This window comes from Aquabacterium sp. TM01 (assembly GCF_057808345.1).
Genome location: NZ_AP046529.1, coordinates 403009 through 417626, shown reverse-complemented (window position 1 = coordinate 417626; position 14618 = coordinate 403009). Strand labels below are relative to the sequence as shown.

At 65.1% G+C, this 14618-nt stretch carries 14 protein-coding genes; 6 read left to right on the top strand and 8 right to left on the bottom strand.

What is annotated here, in order from left to right:
* Positions 1 to 203: 203 nt before the first annotated feature.
* From AC3WW4_RS02055 to AC3WW4_RS02030, 6 genes are all read right to left on the bottom strand, one after another.
* On the bottom strand, positions 204 to 1661 hold the full coding sequence (locus AC3WW4_RS02055) for an NAD(P)(+) transhydrogenase (Re/Si-specific) subunit beta (RefSeq protein WP_488826731.1): 1458 nt from the start codon (positions 1659 to 1661) through the stop codon (positions 204 to 206).
* A complete protein-coding gene (locus AC3WW4_RS02050) occupies positions 1662 to 1967 on the bottom strand; it encodes an NAD(P) transhydrogenase subunit alpha part 2 (protein ID WP_488826730.1) in 306 nt (101 codons plus the stop codon). It abuts the gene before it with no gap.
* Between the two features lie 24 nt (positions 1968 to 1991).
* Positions 1992 to 2357, bottom strand: a complete 366-nt coding sequence (gene panD, locus AC3WW4_RS02045) for an aspartate 1-decarboxylase (protein WP_488826729.1) — start codon at positions 2355 to 2357, stop codon at positions 1992 to 1994.
* A gap of 35 nt (positions 2358 to 2392) precedes the next feature.
* Entirely contained in the window at positions 2393 to 3508 is a 1116-nt protein-coding gene (locus AC3WW4_RS02040; RefSeq protein WP_488826728.1) for a Re/Si-specific NAD(P)(+) transhydrogenase subunit alpha, read from the bottom strand.
* A 215-nt stretch (positions 3509 to 3723) separates the two neighbouring features.
* Positions 3724 to 5277 (bottom strand): methyl-accepting chemotaxis protein, encoded by a 1554-nt coding sequence (locus tag AC3WW4_RS02035; RefSeq protein WP_488826727.1) that lies wholly within the window; start codon positions 5275 to 5277, stop codon positions 3724 to 3726.
* Positions 5274 to 7415 (bottom strand): sensor domain-containing protein, encoded by a 2142-nt coding sequence (locus tag AC3WW4_RS02030; RefSeq protein ID WP_488826726.1) that lies wholly within the window; start codon positions 7413 to 7415, stop codon positions 5274 to 5276. The genes AC3WW4_RS02035 and AC3WW4_RS02030 overlap by 4 nt, the downstream gene beginning before the upstream one ends.
* A 325-nt stretch (positions 7416 to 7740) precedes the next feature.
* Here AC3WW4_RS02030 and AC3WW4_RS02025 point away from each other — a divergent pair, with 325 nt between their 5' ends.
* The 6 genes from AC3WW4_RS02025 (at position 7741) to AC3WW4_RS02000 (ending at position 12127) form a co-directional block, all read left to right on the top strand.
* Positions 7741 to 8406, top strand: coding sequence for a TetR/AcrR family transcriptional regulator (locus tag AC3WW4_RS02025; protein WP_488826725.1), 666 nt, complete (start codon positions 7741 to 7743; stop codon positions 8404 to 8406).
* Positions 8407 to 8462: 56 nt separating this feature from the next.
* Positions 8463 to 9017, top strand: coding sequence for an NUDIX hydrolase (locus AC3WW4_RS02020; RefSeq protein ID WP_488826724.1), 555 nt, complete (start codon positions 8463 to 8465; stop codon positions 9015 to 9017).
* Positions 9018 to 9035: 18 nt separating this feature from the next.
* On the top strand, positions 9036 to 10169 hold the full coding sequence (gene mnmA, locus AC3WW4_RS02015; protein WP_488826723.1) for a tRNA 2-thiouridine(34) synthase MnmA: 1134 nt from the start codon (positions 9036 to 9038) through the stop codon (positions 10167 to 10169).
* On the top strand, positions 10166 to 10690 hold the full coding sequence (locus AC3WW4_RS02010; RefSeq protein WP_488826722.1) for a PIN domain-containing protein: 525 nt from the start codon (positions 10166 to 10168) through the stop codon (positions 10688 to 10690). The genes mnmA and AC3WW4_RS02010 overlap by 4 nt, the downstream gene beginning before the upstream one ends.
* An 88-nt stretch (positions 10691 to 10778) precedes the next feature.
* Positions 10779 to 11756, top strand: coding sequence for a glycosyltransferase family 2 protein (locus AC3WW4_RS02005; protein ID WP_488826721.1), 978 nt, complete (start codon positions 10779 to 10781; stop codon positions 11754 to 11756).
* A complete protein-coding gene (locus AC3WW4_RS02000) occupies positions 11753 to 12127 on the top strand; it encodes a GtrA family protein (protein WP_488826720.1) in 375 nt (124 codons plus the stop codon). The genes AC3WW4_RS02005 and AC3WW4_RS02000 overlap by 4 nt, the downstream gene beginning before the upstream one ends.
* Here AC3WW4_RS02000 and AC3WW4_RS01995 read toward each other — a convergent pair.
* Positions 12044 to 13633: an ArnT family glycosyltransferase gene (locus tag AC3WW4_RS01995; protein WP_488826719.1), complete on the bottom strand. Its 1590-nt coding sequence runs from the start codon at positions 13631 to 13633 to the stop codon at positions 12044 to 12046. The two genes, AC3WW4_RS02000 and AC3WW4_RS01995, sit on opposite strands and share 84 nt — an antisense overlap.
* Positions 13624 to 14514 (bottom strand): ChbG/HpnK family deacetylase, encoded by an 891-nt coding sequence (locus tag AC3WW4_RS01990; protein WP_488826718.1) that lies wholly within the window; start codon positions 14512 to 14514, stop codon positions 13624 to 13626. Before AC3WW4_RS01990 ends, AC3WW4_RS01995 begins: the two co-directional genes overlap by 10 nt.
* Between the last annotated feature and the right edge of the window lie 104 nt (positions 14515 to 14618).

Here is a 14618-nt window from a genome sequence, read left to right as displayed (position 1 = left end):
GTTCATTCATGCAGAATTGATGCGAAGCAAGCCAGTTCGGCGGACTTATTTGCCAAAATGCATTCATCACGTTGCATCGCCACGTCATGGTTTACGCCATGGTTCAGCGTTTTCGGACAGCGGCTGAAACGACACCATCGACACAAAAAAAGGCCGGTCAATGACCGGCCTCGGGGGAGAGGTAAAGCAGCAGAGGAAGGCGCTTACTCGATCGCCTTGACCATGTCCTCGACCACCTTCTTGGCGTCGCCGAACACCATCATGGTCTTGTCCATGTAGAACAGCTCGTTGTCCAGGCCGGCGTAACCCGAAGCCATCGAACGCTTGTTCACGATCACGGTCTTGGCCTTGTAGGCTTCCAGAATGGGCATGCCGTAGATCGCGCTGCCCTTGACGTGCGCCGCCGGGTTCACCACGTCGTTGGCGCCCAGGATGATGGCCACGTCGGCCTGACCGAACTCGCCGTTGATGTCTTCCATCTCGAAGACCTGGTCATACGGCACTTCGGCTTCGGCCAGCAGCACGTTCATGTGACCGGGCATGCGACCGGCCACCGGGTGAATCGCGTACTTGACCGTGATGCCCTTCTCGGTGAGCTTGGCGGCCAGCTCCTTGACGGCGTGCTGCGCACGCGCCACGGCCAGACCGTAGCCGGGCACGATGACCACGGTTTCGGCATTGCCCAGCACGAAGGCCGCGTCGTCAGCCGAGCCGCTTTTGACGGGGCGCTGCGGTTGGGCCGCGCCACCGCCCGTGGCCGCAGCAGCGTCACCGCCGAAGCCACCCAGGATCACGTTGAAGAACGAGCGGTTCATGGCCTTGCACATGATGTAGCTCAGGATCGCGCCCGACGAGCCCACCAGCGAACCGGCGATGATCAGCATGGAGTTGTTCAGCGAGAAGCCGATGCCGGCGGCCGCCCAACCCGAGTAGCTGTTGAGCATCGAGACCACGACAGGCATGTCGGCGCCGCCAATGGGGATGATGATCAGCACGCCCAGGATGAAGCTCAGTGCCACCAGTGCCAGGAAGACGTCCATGCGCTGCGTGGCCATGAAGACCCCGATCAGCGCGATGGCCAGCAGCCCCAGCGCCAGGTTCAGCATGTGCTGACCCTTGAAGCTCACCGGTGCGCCCTGGAACAGGCGGAACTTGTACTTGCCGCTCAGCTTGCCAAAGGCAATGACCGAACCGGAGAAGGTGATGGCGCCAATGGCCGCACCCAGCGCCAGCTCCAGCAGGTTGCCCACGGGGATGGGCGCCAGGGAGCCGTCGACCGGCTTGGCCACGATCTGGAAGGCATAGGGCTCGGCCACCACGGCGATGGCGATGAACACCGCGGCCAGGCCGATCATGCTGTGCATGAAGGCCACCAGCTCGGGCATCTTGGTCATCTCGACACGCTTGGCCATGATGGTGCCGGCGCCGCCACCCACGACCAGCGCGCCCAGCACCCAGGCCAGACCGTTGGTGAAGCTGACGTCCAACTTCTGCGCCTGGCCGTGGATCAGGCCCACGGTGGTCAGCACGGCGATGGTCATGCCGATCATGCCAAACAGGTTGCCGCGGATGGAGGTCGTCGGATGGCTCAGGCCCTTGAGGGCCTGAATGAAGCAGACCGAGGCGAAGAGGTACAGCAGTGCAATCAGGTTCATGCTCATTTACTTCGCTCCCGCCTTCTTGTCCTTCTTCTTGAACATCTCCAGCATCCGCCGTGTGACGAGGAAGCCGCCAAACACGTTGACGGCCGCCAGGGCCACAGCGAGCACCCCCATGGACTTGCCCAAGGGGGTCACGGTCAGCGCCGCCGCCAGCATGGCGCCCACGATGACGATGGCCGAGACCGCGTTGGTCACGGCCATCAGGGGGGTGTGCAGTGCAGGGGTCACCGTCCAGACAACGTGATAGCCGACATAAATGGCCAGCACGAAGATGCTCAGGTTGATGACGACGTGGGAAACTTCCATCTCGGCCTCCTGGGTTGAGGGGGGTCAGGTGAACTTGCGGATTTCTTTGATGCCGTTGCGCTCGTCGAGCAGCACGACCTTGGGCTTGTGGCTGGCCACTTCTTCTTCGTTCATCGGCGCATAGGTGCAGATGATGAGCAGGTCGCCGACATGGGCGCGACGGGCGGCCGCGCCGTTGAGCGAGATCGTGCCGGTGCCACGGGGCGCCTTGATGATGTAGGTGGCAAAACGCTCGCCGTTGTTGACGTTGTAGAGCTCGATGTACTCGAACTCTTTCATGTCGGCCGCGTCCATCAGGTCCTCATCGATGCCGCAGGACCCTTCGTAGTCCAGGATGGCTTCGGTGACGGTGGCGCGGTGCAGCTTGGCACGCAGCATGTTGCGTTGCATGGTATGTACTCCTCAGGGGCTCAAAAACCGCGTGCTCAGGCACGCAGCAACTGGCCATCACGACACATCAGGCAGGCCTTGACAATGTCGTCTTCCAGATCGACATGGAACTGGCCGTCCTTGTTGATGACCAATTTCAAAAAGTCGATCACGTTGCGGGCATACAGCGCGGAGGCGTCAGCCGCCACCAGCGCAGGCAAATTGGTTTCACCCACCAGGGTCACACCGTGCTTGACCACGGTGCGGTTGGCTTCGGTCAGCGGGCAGTTGCCACCTTGGGCCGCGGCCAGGTCGACGATGACCGAGCCGGGCTTCATGGCCTTGACCATGTCCTCGGTCACCAACACCGGCGCGGCGCGACCGGGGATCAGGGCGGTGGTGATGACGATGTCGGCGGCGGCCACGCGCTTGGCGACCTCCAGCTTCTGGCGGTCCAGCCAGGATTGCGGCATCGGGCGGGCGTAACCGCCCACGCCTTCAGCGGCTTCCTTTTCTTCGGCCGTCTCATACGGCACGTCGATGAACTTGGCACCCAGCGACTCGACCTGCTCCTTCACCGAAGGCCGCACGTCTGACGCTTCGATGACCGCGCCCAGGCGCTTGGCCGTGGCAATGGCCTGCAAGCCGGCCACGCCCACGCCCAGGATCACCACGCGGGCGGCCTTGACGGTACCGGCAGCGGTCATCAGCATGGGGAAGATGCGCTGGTACTTGTCGGCGGCGATCATGACGGCCTTGTAGCCCGCCAGGTTGGCCTGCGAAGACAGCACGTCCATGCTCTGCGCACGGGTGGTGCGGGGCGCGGCTTCCAGCGCAAAGGCGGTCAACTGGCTGTCGGTCAGCGCCTGCAGAGCGTCCTTGTCGAACGGGTTGAGCATGCCCACCAGCACGGCGCCGGGCTTCATCAGGGCGCGTTCGTCGGCATTGGGCGAGCGCACTTTCAACACCATCTCGGCGCCCAAAGCGCCGGCCGCATCGGTGATCTCGGCGCCGGCGGCCACATAGGCCTCGTCGGTCACGCTGGCGGCCACGCCGGCTCCGGACTGCACCCGAAGCGTGTGGCCCTGGGCCTTGAGCTTCTTGACGGTCTCCGGGGTCACGGCCACGCGGCTTTCGCCGGCGGTGGTCTCCATGGGTATGCCAATGAGCATACGGATCTCCTAGTGGACAGATGAGGAACAAATGACAGGACGCCGGCCCGCAGGAGCCGTCGCCGCATGACACATGGAACCCGCCAGCATACACAATGTTGCTGACAGGATCGGGTTTGCGCGGAGTCAGGCCACGCACCAACAGGGTGCGTGTGTGCGGATGTCACACCCGAGTTTAAGGGTTAACTCGGATTGGAGCCCCTGCCCGGCCCAGATTAGCCCGTGCGACGGAAGGCGTAGATCGCCTCGGCCAGGCGGCCGGTGCGCTGGTGCAGTTGGGCGGCGGCGTTGGCCGACTGCTCGACGAGGGCGGCGTTTTGCTGCGTCATCTGATCGAGCTGCGTCACCGCCTGGTTCATCTGGCCGATGCCGGCCGACTGGTCATTGGACGCCGAGTGAATCTCGCCCACCAACGTGTTGACCTGCTGCACCTGGGCGACGAGCTGGGCCATGGTCTGGCCGGCGCCTTCGGTGAGGCTGGCCCCGGCTTCGATGCGCCCCACGCTGTCCTGGATCAGGGTCTTGATCTCGCGGGCCGCGCCTGCGCTGCGCTGCGCCAGGGCCCGCACCTCTCCGGCGACCACCGCAAAGCCACGACCCTGCTCGCCAGCCCGCGCGGCTTCCACTGCGGCGTTGAGCGCCAGGATGTTGGTCTGGAAGGCAATCGAGTCGATGACGCCGATGATGTCGGCGATCTTGCTGGAGCTGCGCGAGATGTCGCCCATGGTACTCACCACCTGCGAGACAACTTTCCCGCCGGACTCGGCCAGGGCGCTGACCGCGCCCGTGCGCTCGGCCGCCTGACGGGCCGAGTCGGCATTGTTCTGCACCGTCGCGCTCAGCTCGTCCATGGCAGCAGCGGTCTGCTCCAGGCTGGCGGCCGCCTCTTCGGTGCGGCTGCTCAGGTCGTGGTTACCGTCGGCGATCTCGCTGGCGGCGTGCTGCAGGCCTTGCACCTGCACGTTCACGTCATCGACCAGGGAGCGCAGGTTCAGCCCCGCCTGGTTCACGGCGCGCAACAGCATGGCGAGCTCATCGATGCGATCGGGCCGGTGGTTCTTGTTGGGCTGGCCCGATGCGACCGCCAGGGCCTGCGTCATGATGATGCGGATGGGGCGCGCGATCTGGTATTCCAGCCAGGCGCTGGCCAGCACGGCCGAGCCCAGGGTGGCCGCCACCATGGCGGCACAGGCCGCCGGAGCTTCCACCACATACAGGGCGCAGGCGATGGCCGGCACCGTCATGAGCGCACAGGCCGAGCGGATGCGCCAGTTCACCGGCAGCACCTGGGGCAGCGAACGCCAGGCCTGCCAGCCGCTGCGCACAATCAGGCCACGGTGGAAGCGCCAGCCGGTCATCTCGCCGCGGCGGAAGCGGGCGTACAGGAGTTCGGTGGCGGCCACCTCCTCGCGCGGCGGCTTGGTGCGCACCGACATGTAGCCAACGACACGCTCGCCTTCGCGCACCGGGGTGGCGTTGGCACGCACCCAGTAGTGGTCGCCGTTCTTGCGGCGGTTTTTCACCAAGCCGGACCACGACAGCCCGGCCTTCAAGGTGGCCCACATGTCGGCAAAGGCTTCGGGCGGCATGTCGGGGTGGCGCACGACGTTGTGAAAGGCCCCCAGCAGCTCTTCGGGCTCAAAGCCGCTGACCTCGATGAAAGCCGCGTTGGCGTAGGTCAGGCGACTGTCCAGGTCCGTGGTGGACATCAGCGTGACGCCGTCCGGCAGCACGTACTCGGTTTGGGTGACGGGCAGGTTGGTTCTCATACAGACAGCGTGGCGGTGTTCGGGCAGAAGGACGGGGGCAGAGCCAGCAGTTGCAGAACGTCCTGTGCCGGCATGGGCCGCCCCAGGTGGTAGCCCTGCATCAAGTCACAGCGGTGGTGGACCAGGAAAAGGCGTTGCGCTTCGGTCTCGACGCCTTCGGCCACCACTTCCAGACCCAGCGAGTGCGCCATCTGGATGGCCGCCTTGCAGATGGCCTGGTCATCGGCGTTGTGCTCCATGTCCTTGACGAAGGAACGGTCGAGCTTGATGCGCTGAATGGGCAAGGTCTTGAGATAGGCCAGCGAGGAGTAGCCAGTGCCGAAGTCATCGACCGCCAGCGAGACCTGCAGCTCGCGCAGCTGCTTCATCAGCTCGATGCTGGCGCCGGGGTCGTGCATGGCCACCGCTTCGGTCAACTCCAGCTCCAGGGCGCCGGGGGGCATGTCGAAGCGCTCGGTGAGCTGGCGGATGCGCGCCAGCAGGCCGCGGTCGCGCAGCTGGATGGCCGAGAGATTGACGGCCACGCGTATGTCGGCCCCGTACTGCGCCCGCCACTGCTGCCAGTGGCTGCACGCCTCTTCGAGCACCCAGTCGCCGATGGGCTGGATCAGGCCAGACTCCTCGGCCACCGGGATGAACTGGTCGGGCGGGATCCAGCGGCCCTCGGCGGTGCGCCAGCGCAGCAGGGCCTCAAAGCCGATCAGGCGGGCGCCGTCAGACTGGAACTGCGGCTGGAAATGCAGGCTCAGCTCGCGGCGCACCAGGGCCAGACGCAGCTGGCTTTCAATCTCGAAACGCTCGCTCAGGCGGGCATTGAGCGCCTCGCTGAAGAAGCAGTGCGTGTTGCGCCCCCGGGCCTTGGCCTGGTACATCGCGGCGTCGGCGTGTCGCATCAGCTCGGAGGCGGTGGCCCCGTCCTTGGGATAGACGCTGATGCCCAGGCTGGCCGTGACATGCAGCTCGCGCCCCTGGATCAGCATGGGCGTGGCGATGCGCTCCAGCAGCTTGGCGGCGATGCGCGCGACGGTGTCTATCGAGTCGATGCCGCCGAGCACCACCACGAACTCGTCGCCGCCCAGGCGCCCCACCACATCGCTGCTGCGCACGGCGTCACGCAGGCGCTGAGCGCAGGTCTGCAGCAGCTCGTCGCCCACATGGTGACCGAGCGAGTCGTTGATGGTCTTGAAGCGGTCCAGGTCCACGAACAGCAGGGCCAGTTGCTGGCCGGCCTCGCGGGCCATCGCCAGGCGCTGGAGCAACACGTCCTGCAATTGCTCGCGGTTGGCCAGCCCGGTCAGGGTGTCATGCCAGGCGAGATACTGGATGCGGTCGTGCGCTTCCTTGGTGGCCGAGATGTCGAACACCAGGCCACACAGGCGACTGGGCAAGGCGCCTTCGGCCGGCAGGTAGTAGCCCCGCTCGCGGATCCAGCGCACCCGCCCCTCGCCGGTCAGCAAGCGGTACTCGATTTCGTAGGGGCGCTGCTCGGAGACCAGGCTCCAGTAAGCGTCGTCGAGCGCCGTGCGGTCGTCGGCGTGCAGCAGGCTGACATGGCCGCGGAAGGTACGGGGCAGCAAGGCCTCGGGCAGGCCGATGACCTGTTCGGCGCCGGGCGTCCAGAGCATCTCGTCGGTGTCGAAATTGCATTCGAAGCTGGCCATGCGCGCCAGGCGCTGCGCTTCGGCGAGGCGGCGCTCGCTGGCCTCCAGGGCGTCGCGCGCCCGGCGGCGCTCGGTGATGTCGGTCTGGATGGCGACGAAATGGGTCAGCCGGCCATGCTCGTTGCGCACTGGGCGAATGTGCAGACTCACCCAGTACGGCTCACCGCCCTTGCGGTAGTTGACGAGTTCGACCCCGTCGATGGTCTCCTCGCGAGAGAGCGCGCGCGAGATCTCGCGCGCACAGGCCACATCGGTGAGTGGTCCATGCAGCAGACGGCCAGGTTTGAGGCCCCGCACCTCGTCGAGGGTCCACCCGGTCACCCGCGTGTAGGCCGCGTTGACATACTCGATGCGGCGCAACGAGTCGGTGATCACGACCATGTTGCTGGCATGCTCGACAACCAGCCGATAACGCTGGAGCTCGTCGAGCACCCCCTCATTCATTTCGGCAGCGATGGCCGGCCACAGTCTGTCCACCCTGAACACCCAATATTTGTTTGGAGCACCGCCGCGGGCACGTCGCACTTGACTCGCTCGGAACCGTTATCGGAACACAATCTATCGCGTACTGTACGCGTACAAGTTGACAGTTTGCTGACCCGAAAGACCGGCATATGCCTTATTGCAATGGGTGAGTTTTTCGGATATAGCCGAATCCCCCATGACGGGAGAACTGTAATAACCCGCATCCCTTCGGGATATTGCGCCCCGGATTTGGAGCGCGGCGACCTCAGCACTAAGATGCGCCCGACCTCGTTCGGCGAATGACCCCCCTGGTCGGTCGCTTTTCCTTCTGCGATCCATGCTGTCCGATCAAGCTTCCCCGCCGTCTTCGCCCAAACGACGCATCACCATCGCCGCCCGAGAACAGTTTCGCGAGGAACTGGTGGACATCGCACGCCGGATTTTCCTGAGCGAGGGGTATGCCGCCGTCACGATCCGGCGCATCACGGCCGAGGCTGGCGTCACGCCGATGGCGTTTTACTGGTATTTCGACTGCAAGGACGCCCTGCTGATCGTCATCTGGGACGAGATCATCGGCGAGGTGGCGCAGGCGTGCCAGCGCCAGAGCGAAGCCGCCCCGCCAGACGAACGCTTGCGGACGTACTTTCACGCCATGCTGGACTACTGGCTAACGCACACGGATTACTTTCGGTTCATTTTCCTGGGTGAAAACCCGAATGTGGACATGGTGCACCTGCGCCAGCAGTTGCAGGATTTGCCCGGCACCCAGCAGATGTACCGCGACCTGCACGCGCTGTTGCGTGCAAACGCCCCGACCGTCGATAACCTGGACACAACCTGCACCCGCATCCGCACCTTGCTGATTTACCGCCTGTTCGGCTTCCTGCACAGCGTCATCGGCATGCGCCACCCCGATGCCACGCAACTGGCCCGTCTGCGTGACTGGGTCCAAACCGACCTGAAACATACCCTGGCACGGTGGCAACAAGGCGCCGAGTTCTGATTGCGTCACAGAAACGTCAAACTCCTCAGAATGAATTGGCGGATAATGCTCGGCTCATGAACACCGCCGATCTGTTGAAGGCCAGTTTGCCGGCCGACCTCACGCCCGCTCCCAAGGTGCGCTGGAAACCCAACGTCACCGTGGCGGCGCTCATCGAGCGTGACGGCCGCTTTTTGCTGGTCGAGGAAGCGACCTCCGACGGCCTGCTGCTCAACAACCCGGCGGGCCACCTCGACCCGGGTGAGTCGCCCATCGAGGGCGTGATCCGTGAAACCCGGGAAGAAACCGCCTGCACCTTCACCCCGGAAGGTTTCCTGGGCGTGTACATGTCGCGCTTTCGTCGCACCCGCACGGGCGAGGACATCACCTACCTGAGGATGGCTTTCTGTGGCTCGGTGAGCGAGGCCGACCCGGCGCTGCAGCTCGATGAAGGCATCGTGCGCACGGTGTGGATGACGCCCGACGAGATCCGCGCCTGCCCCGAGCGCCACCGCAGCCCGCTGCTGCTGGAATGCCTGGAAAGCTACCTGGCGGGCCAGCGTTACCCGCTGGAGATCCTGACCGTGCACGAGTCGGTGTTTTCGGCACCGTCGTACCATCGGGCCTCCTGAGCTTTTTTCTGATCTGACATGCAACAGAGGCAACGCATCGTCGTGGGCCTGAGCGGCGGCGTGGACTCGGCCGTCAGCGCCTGGCTGCTCAAGCAGCAGGGCCACGAGGTCATCGGCATCTTCATGAAGAACTGGGAAGATGACGACGACAGCGAGTTCTGCTCCAGCCGTCAGGACTTCCTCGATGCCGCCTCGGTGGCCGATGTGATCGGCATCGAGATCGAGCACGTGAACTTCGCGGCCGACTACAAGGACCGCGTGTTCGCCGAGTTCCTGCGCGAGTACCAGGCCGGGCGCACGCCCAACCCCGATGTCCTGTGCAACGCCGAGATCAAGTTCAAGGCCTTTCTGGACCACGCGATGCGCCTGGGCGCCGAGAGGATCGCCACGGGCCACTATGCCCGGGTGCGTTCGGTGGCCGATGCGACCTACGAAGGTGGACAGCGCTACGAGCTGCTCAAGGGCCTGGACCCGCTCAAGGACCAGAGCTACTTCCTGCACCGACTGAACCAGGCGCAGTTAAGCAAGACCATGTTCCCGGTGGGCGAGCTGCCCAAGACCGAGGTGCGCCGCATTGCCGACGAGATCCAGCTGCCCAATGCAAAGAAGAAGGACTCGACCGGGATCTGCTTCATCGGTGAGCGCCCGTTTCGCGAGTTCCTCAATCGCTACCTGTCGAACGAGCCCGGCCCGATCAAGGATGACCGGGGCCGCAAGCTGGGCGAACACGTGGGCCTGAGCTTTTACACCCTGGGCCAGCGCAAGGGCATCGGCATTGGCGGCGTGAAGGAAAAGGGCAGCCCCCGCGGCGGCGGTGAGCACGACCCTTGGTTTGTGGCCCGCAAGGACATGGCCACCAACACCCTGTATGTGGTGCAGGGCCACGACCACCCCTGGCTGCTGCAGCACACCCTGGTGGCCGACGACCTGAGCTGGGTCGATGGCCGCGGACCAGCGGTCGCACAGGCGGGTGTGGGCGCCAAGACCCGCTACCGCCAGGCCGATGCGCCCTGCGAGGTGACGGCGGCCAGTGCCAGCGAAATCGCCTTGCGCTTCCCCGATGCCCAGTGGGCGGTCACGCCGGGCCAGTCGGCCGTGCTGTACCAGGGCGAGGTCTGCCTGGGCGGCGGCGTGATCGCGCGCGCCGAATGAGCGAGGCCTCGCCGACGACGCCCGCGAGCGACGTCCCCATCGTCATCCTCGACACCAACGCCTTGCTGGACTGGCGGGTGTTCAAGGACCCGGCCGCTCACCCCATCGCCGAGGCGATCCTGGCGGGACGGATGCGCTGGCTGGCCTGCCCGTCGATGGAAAAGGAGTGGCATCAGGTCTGGCCGCGCAGCTACCTCAAGCCCTGGCAGCCCGACCCGATGTTGACGTTGACCGTGTTCCAGCACGCCACCTTCGTGGACGAGCCGCCGCCGTGCGGCCTGCGCTGCAAGGACCCGGACGACCAGGTCTTCATCGACCTGGCGATGCAGTTGGGCGCACGCTGGCTGTTCAGCAAGGATGCAGCGCTGCTCAAGCTCAACAAGCGCTCGCTTCGGCTCAAAGGCGTGCAGGTGCTGCGCCTGACGGAGTGGCCCTCCGAGCTCGTGCTTGCGCCGCGACCGCCTGCGCAGGTCGCAGAAAACGACGATAAGGACACGGGACGGATTGCGAAATCCGGATAGGATCACGCCGTAGCTAGCTTGGGTGGGGGTGAGCAAGCTGAGCCGCTTCGCTGGTGCCTCTGGTTCTGGATTATTACTGGCCTGCCAAATGCGTCCTGTTCCCTCCATCTCGCTCGTTGTCCCTGCCTACAACGAGTCCAGGAATCTTCCCCAGGTCGTGCCCGAGATGGTGGCCGCGCTCAAAGCCTTGTCCGACGGGGTCGAGTTGATTCTGGTGAACGACGGCAGTCGAGATGAAACCCAGGCGGTCATCGGAGAGCTGTCTCGCCAGTATCCCGAGGTGGTCGGCCTCACGCTGAGCCGCAACTTCGGCAAGGAGGCGGCCATCACGGCCGGGCTGCATGAAGCCCAAGGCGAAGTGGTGGCGATCATGGACGCCGATGGCCAACACCCCGTGGCGCTGCTGGCCAACATGCTCGACCTCTGGCGCCAGGGCAATGATGTGGTCTACGGCGTGCGCACCAGCCGCGATGACCAAAGTGGCTTGCAGTCCTTCCTGACCAAGGGCTTTTATCGCCTCATCAACTCAGGCACGCGACACAAGATTCCAGAAAATGCCGGAGACTTCCGACTCATGGGGCGCCAGGTGGTCGATGCGCTCAATGGTCTGCCTGAACGGCACCGCTTCATGAAGGGCCTGTACGCCTGGGTGGGCTTCACCAGCACGGCCATCGACTATGAGCCTCAGCGTCGCATCGAAGGTCAATCCCGCTTCGGTTACAAGGGCGCGATGTCCTTGGCGATCACGGGCTTGTTGGCCTTTTCCAGCAAGCCCCTTCGCGCCCTGGGCGTGATCGGCATGTTTCTGTCGCTGGCGGCCTTTGCGTTCGGCGTGTGGACAGTCATGGAACACTTCATGTACGGCACCAATGTACCCGGCTACACCACGATTGTCGTCTGCCTGATGTTCTTCAGTGGCATCCAGCTGATGGGCATGGGGATCATCGCAGAGTACATCGGCCGCATCTATGACGAGTCCAAGGGGCGCCCGCTCTTCCTCGTTCACAAGCGCGTGGGGGCGGGCCTGAACAAAGCAGATCGCAGCACCACCGATCAACGGACATGAACACCGGGGGCTGGTTCCTGTTGACAGGAGCGGGGGCGGCACTGACTCACCTGACCGTGTTTGGACTGGTGACGCACGCATGGCCGACGTTGATGCCCGAGCTTGCCAACGTCATCGGCTTTGTCGTGGCGTTTGGTGTCAGCTTTGTAGGACACCGCTGCTTCACCTTCAAGGGCACCCGCACCCCCCTGGTGAGCAGCTTGCTGCGGTTTGCCGGCACCGCCCTGGCGGGCTTTGTCTGCAACGAAGCGGTTTTCAGCCTGCTGGTGCGGGGGGCCGGGTGGCCATCAGGGTTGGCGCTGTTCGTGGCGCTGCTGGTGGCAGCCGGGCAGACCTTTGTGCTCGGCCGTTTCTGGGCGTTCCGGCGCTGAGGCCCACAGCGACCAGGCACGACCCTGGTAGTGCTTGCGCCAGCCCGCCGGCGCGGGGTCGTCGCTGGGTTGCACCAGCCAGCGCCCGGCTTGCGTGGCCGCCTGCGTCAACACGGCTGGCGGCTGCAGGAAGCGCTCGGCCTGCGGGTCAAAGCGCAGCCCTTCAAAGATTTCACGCCGCCAATCGTCGCCCGCAGTGCGCTTGCTGGCCTCCCAGTCCTGCACCAGAATGAGCGGCGTGGGCAGCTGCGCGTAGTACGGCAGGTCGTAGGGATAGCCACCGGCCACATAGACCTGGTCGCCGGTGCGCCAGGCACAGGCCAGCGCGGTGGCCACATCCGCTGAACTCTTGCGCTCGGTCATGCGGGTGCCAGCCACGTGCGCCGCCACCGCGGCAAGGACCGCCACCACAGCGATGGTGCGGAAAGCCGTCGCCTGCCAACGCTTGCCGCCCCACAGGCGCTCGTAGCCGACGGCCGACAGCACCGCCAGCGGCGGCATGACGGGCAGGATGTAGCCAATCAGCTTGGACTTGGGGATGGTGAAGAAGAGCAGGATCGCCACGATCCAAGTCGCGCACAGCAGCAGCCAGTTGCGTGACAGCACGGGGGTGCCGGCGGGATCGCCTGCTCGGGTGGCGCCGGGTTTGAGGGCCTGGTAGACGGCGAAAAACGCCCAGGGGCACATCAGGACCAGCAAGCCAACCCCATAGAACCACCAGGGGCGGACGTTGTTGAACGTGGTGGCACCGGTGAAGCGCTGGAACTGCTGCGAAATGAACAGGTAGTCCAGCATGCCGGGATGCTGGCGCTCAGCCAGCGCAAACCAGGGGACGACGACGAGGGCCAGGCACAGCAGGCCACGCAACCACGGCAGGGTGAGGATCAGGCGCCACTGTCGGGTCCAGATCAACCAGATGAACAAGACCAGGCCCGGCAAGGCGACACCGATCAGCCCCTTGGTCATGAGGCCCAGGCCCGCGGTCGCGAAACCGGCACAGGCCCAGCCGACGTGGGGACGCTCACGGCCGTTCATGGCCCAGGCGAAACACCAGATGGTGGTGCTGATCCAGCTGGCCACCACCATGTCGTGGTTGACGTATTGCCCACCCACCAGGAAAGCCAGGCTGGTCCCGAACATCAGGCTCGCGCGGCGCGCCAGCGTCACGTCGGCGATGCGCTGGACCATGGCGTACAGCATGGCCATCATCAAGCCGGCGTGCAACACCGGCGCCAGCCGTGCACTGAGCACGTGTGCGCCGAACACCGAGATGCTGCTGGCCTCCAGCCAGTACAGATAAGGGGGCTTGTGAAAGAAGGGCGAGCCGTTGAGCCGAGGCGTCAGCCAGTCTCCGCTTTGCACCATCCAGCGCCCGATTTCGGCATAGCGGCCTTCATCTGGCAGGCCCAGGGGCCGGATGGCGGCCAGGATGACGAGCAAGACCCACAACAAGGCGGGCAGCAGCCAGGGGCGTTGCGGTGAGCGTAAGGCGTGGATCAGGCGCATGGGGCATCGGCGTAAAGGGGGCGGCCACGGCTCAGGACGATGCCATGAGCCTGCAAGGCATCAAGAAAGAAGGGGCTGGACAGGTAGCGTTGCTCGACAACGCGTGCCGGACCAATCGGGTCACCGGGCAAGGCTAGCTTGGCTGGATGACACATCAACAACAGGCCGGCCGAGGCCGCCCTCAGCCACTGGTCCATGTAGGTAGCGTAGGTGGCCTCGTCCGCCTGGAAATCGTAGATCCCGGCCAGGGCCGGTGCGCTGGGGACGCCCGCCTGACGCGCCTCGCGGGCCAGGGCCTGGGCGCCCCATAAGGCGATGATGCGGGATTTGGGCGTGGCGTGGCCTTGCGGCGCACGGCTGAGCCGCAGGTAGGGCCGCTGCGCCAGCGGATAGCGACGCACGATGGCGTCGAGCAAGGCCTGGCGGATGCCCGCGAACTGGTGGATGTGCTGATGACCATCGATGTGATCGGGAGGCGCATGCCAGACGTCCTCGAAGGCATCGAGCTGGCGCGCGATGACGTCACGCACGTCGGTGCCCCGAAAGCCGCCCCAGGCCGCCTGGGCCATGGTGCGGCCCAAGCTCAGCCCGTGACCGGCCTGCAGGGCAAACGGGCTGGTCCAGTCCAGGTGCAAGCCGACGTCAATGCGCGAGCGCAGAGGCTGGAGCAAGGCGGCGTCCTGCCGCCAACGTGGCGAGAGGGTCATGGCACTGGTGGCACTCAAACGCCCGGCCGAAGCCAGTTCGGCGATGCCCTCGGAAATGGGCGCACTTTCCGCAAAGTCATCTGCGCACAACACCACCGGGCGTGTCGCCCCGGCGGCGTGCACAAGGACCACGGACGCGGCGGACAGCAAGGGTGGGGAGGTGGGGCGCAGCATGCATCACGTCACAACAGCGCGGTCAGTGTAAGCCGATCCTTCAGACCTCGACATTTCAAGACACAATCCGGACCACTCGCTGGGCGCGAACGCCCTCGATCTGT

Bases quoted from the DNA above. Each gene is read 5' to 3' on its own strand.
- AC3WW4_RS02010 (WP_488826722.1), top strand. From the start codon at position 10,166: ATGAGCGAGGCCTCGCCGACGACGCCCGCGAGCGACGTCCCCATCGTC.
- panD (WP_488826729.1), bottom strand. From the start codon at position 2,357: ATGCAACGCAACATGCTGCGTGCCAAGCTGCACCGCGCCACCGTCACC.
- AC3WW4_RS02055 (WP_488826731.1), bottom strand. From the start codon at position 1,661: ATGAGCATGAACCTGATTGCACTGCTGTACCTCTTCGCCTCGGTCTGC.
- mnmA (WP_488826723.1), top strand. From the start codon at position 9,036: ATGCAACAGAGGCAACGCATCGTCGTGGGCCTGAGCGGCGGCGTGGAC.
- AC3WW4_RS02035 (WP_488826727.1), bottom strand. From the start codon at position 5,277: ATGAGAACCAACCTGCCCGTCACCCAAACCGAGTACGTGCTGCCGGAC.
- AC3WW4_RS02050 (WP_488826730.1), bottom strand. From the start codon at position 1,967: ATGGAAGTTTCCCACGTCGTCATCAACCTGAGCATCTTCGTGCTGGCC.
- AC3WW4_RS01990 (WP_488826718.1), bottom strand. From the start codon at position 14,514: ATGCTGCGCCCCACCTCCCCACCCTTGCTGTCCGCCGCGTCCGTGGTC.
- AC3WW4_RS01995 (WP_488826719.1), bottom strand. From the start codon at position 13,633: ATGCGCCTGATCCACGCCTTACGCTCACCGCAACGCCCCTGGCTGCTG.
- AC3WW4_RS02040 (WP_488826728.1), bottom strand. From the start codon at position 3,508: ATGCTCATTGGCATACCCATGGAGACCACCGCCGGCGAAAGCCGCGTG.
- AC3WW4_RS02025 (WP_488826725.1), top strand. From the start codon at position 7,741: ATGCTGTCCGATCAAGCTTCCCCGCCGTCTTCGCCCAAACGACGCATC.
- AC3WW4_RS02020 (WP_488826724.1), top strand. From the start codon at position 8,463: ATGAACACCGCCGATCTGTTGAAGGCCAGTTTGCCGGCCGACCTCACG.
- AC3WW4_RS02000 (WP_488826720.1), top strand. From the start codon at position 11,753: ATGAACACCGGGGGCTGGTTCCTGTTGACAGGAGCGGGGGCGGCACTG.
- AC3WW4_RS02005 (WP_488826721.1), top strand. From the start codon at position 10,779: ATGCGTCCTGTTCCCTCCATCTCGCTCGTTGTCCCTGCCTACAACGAG.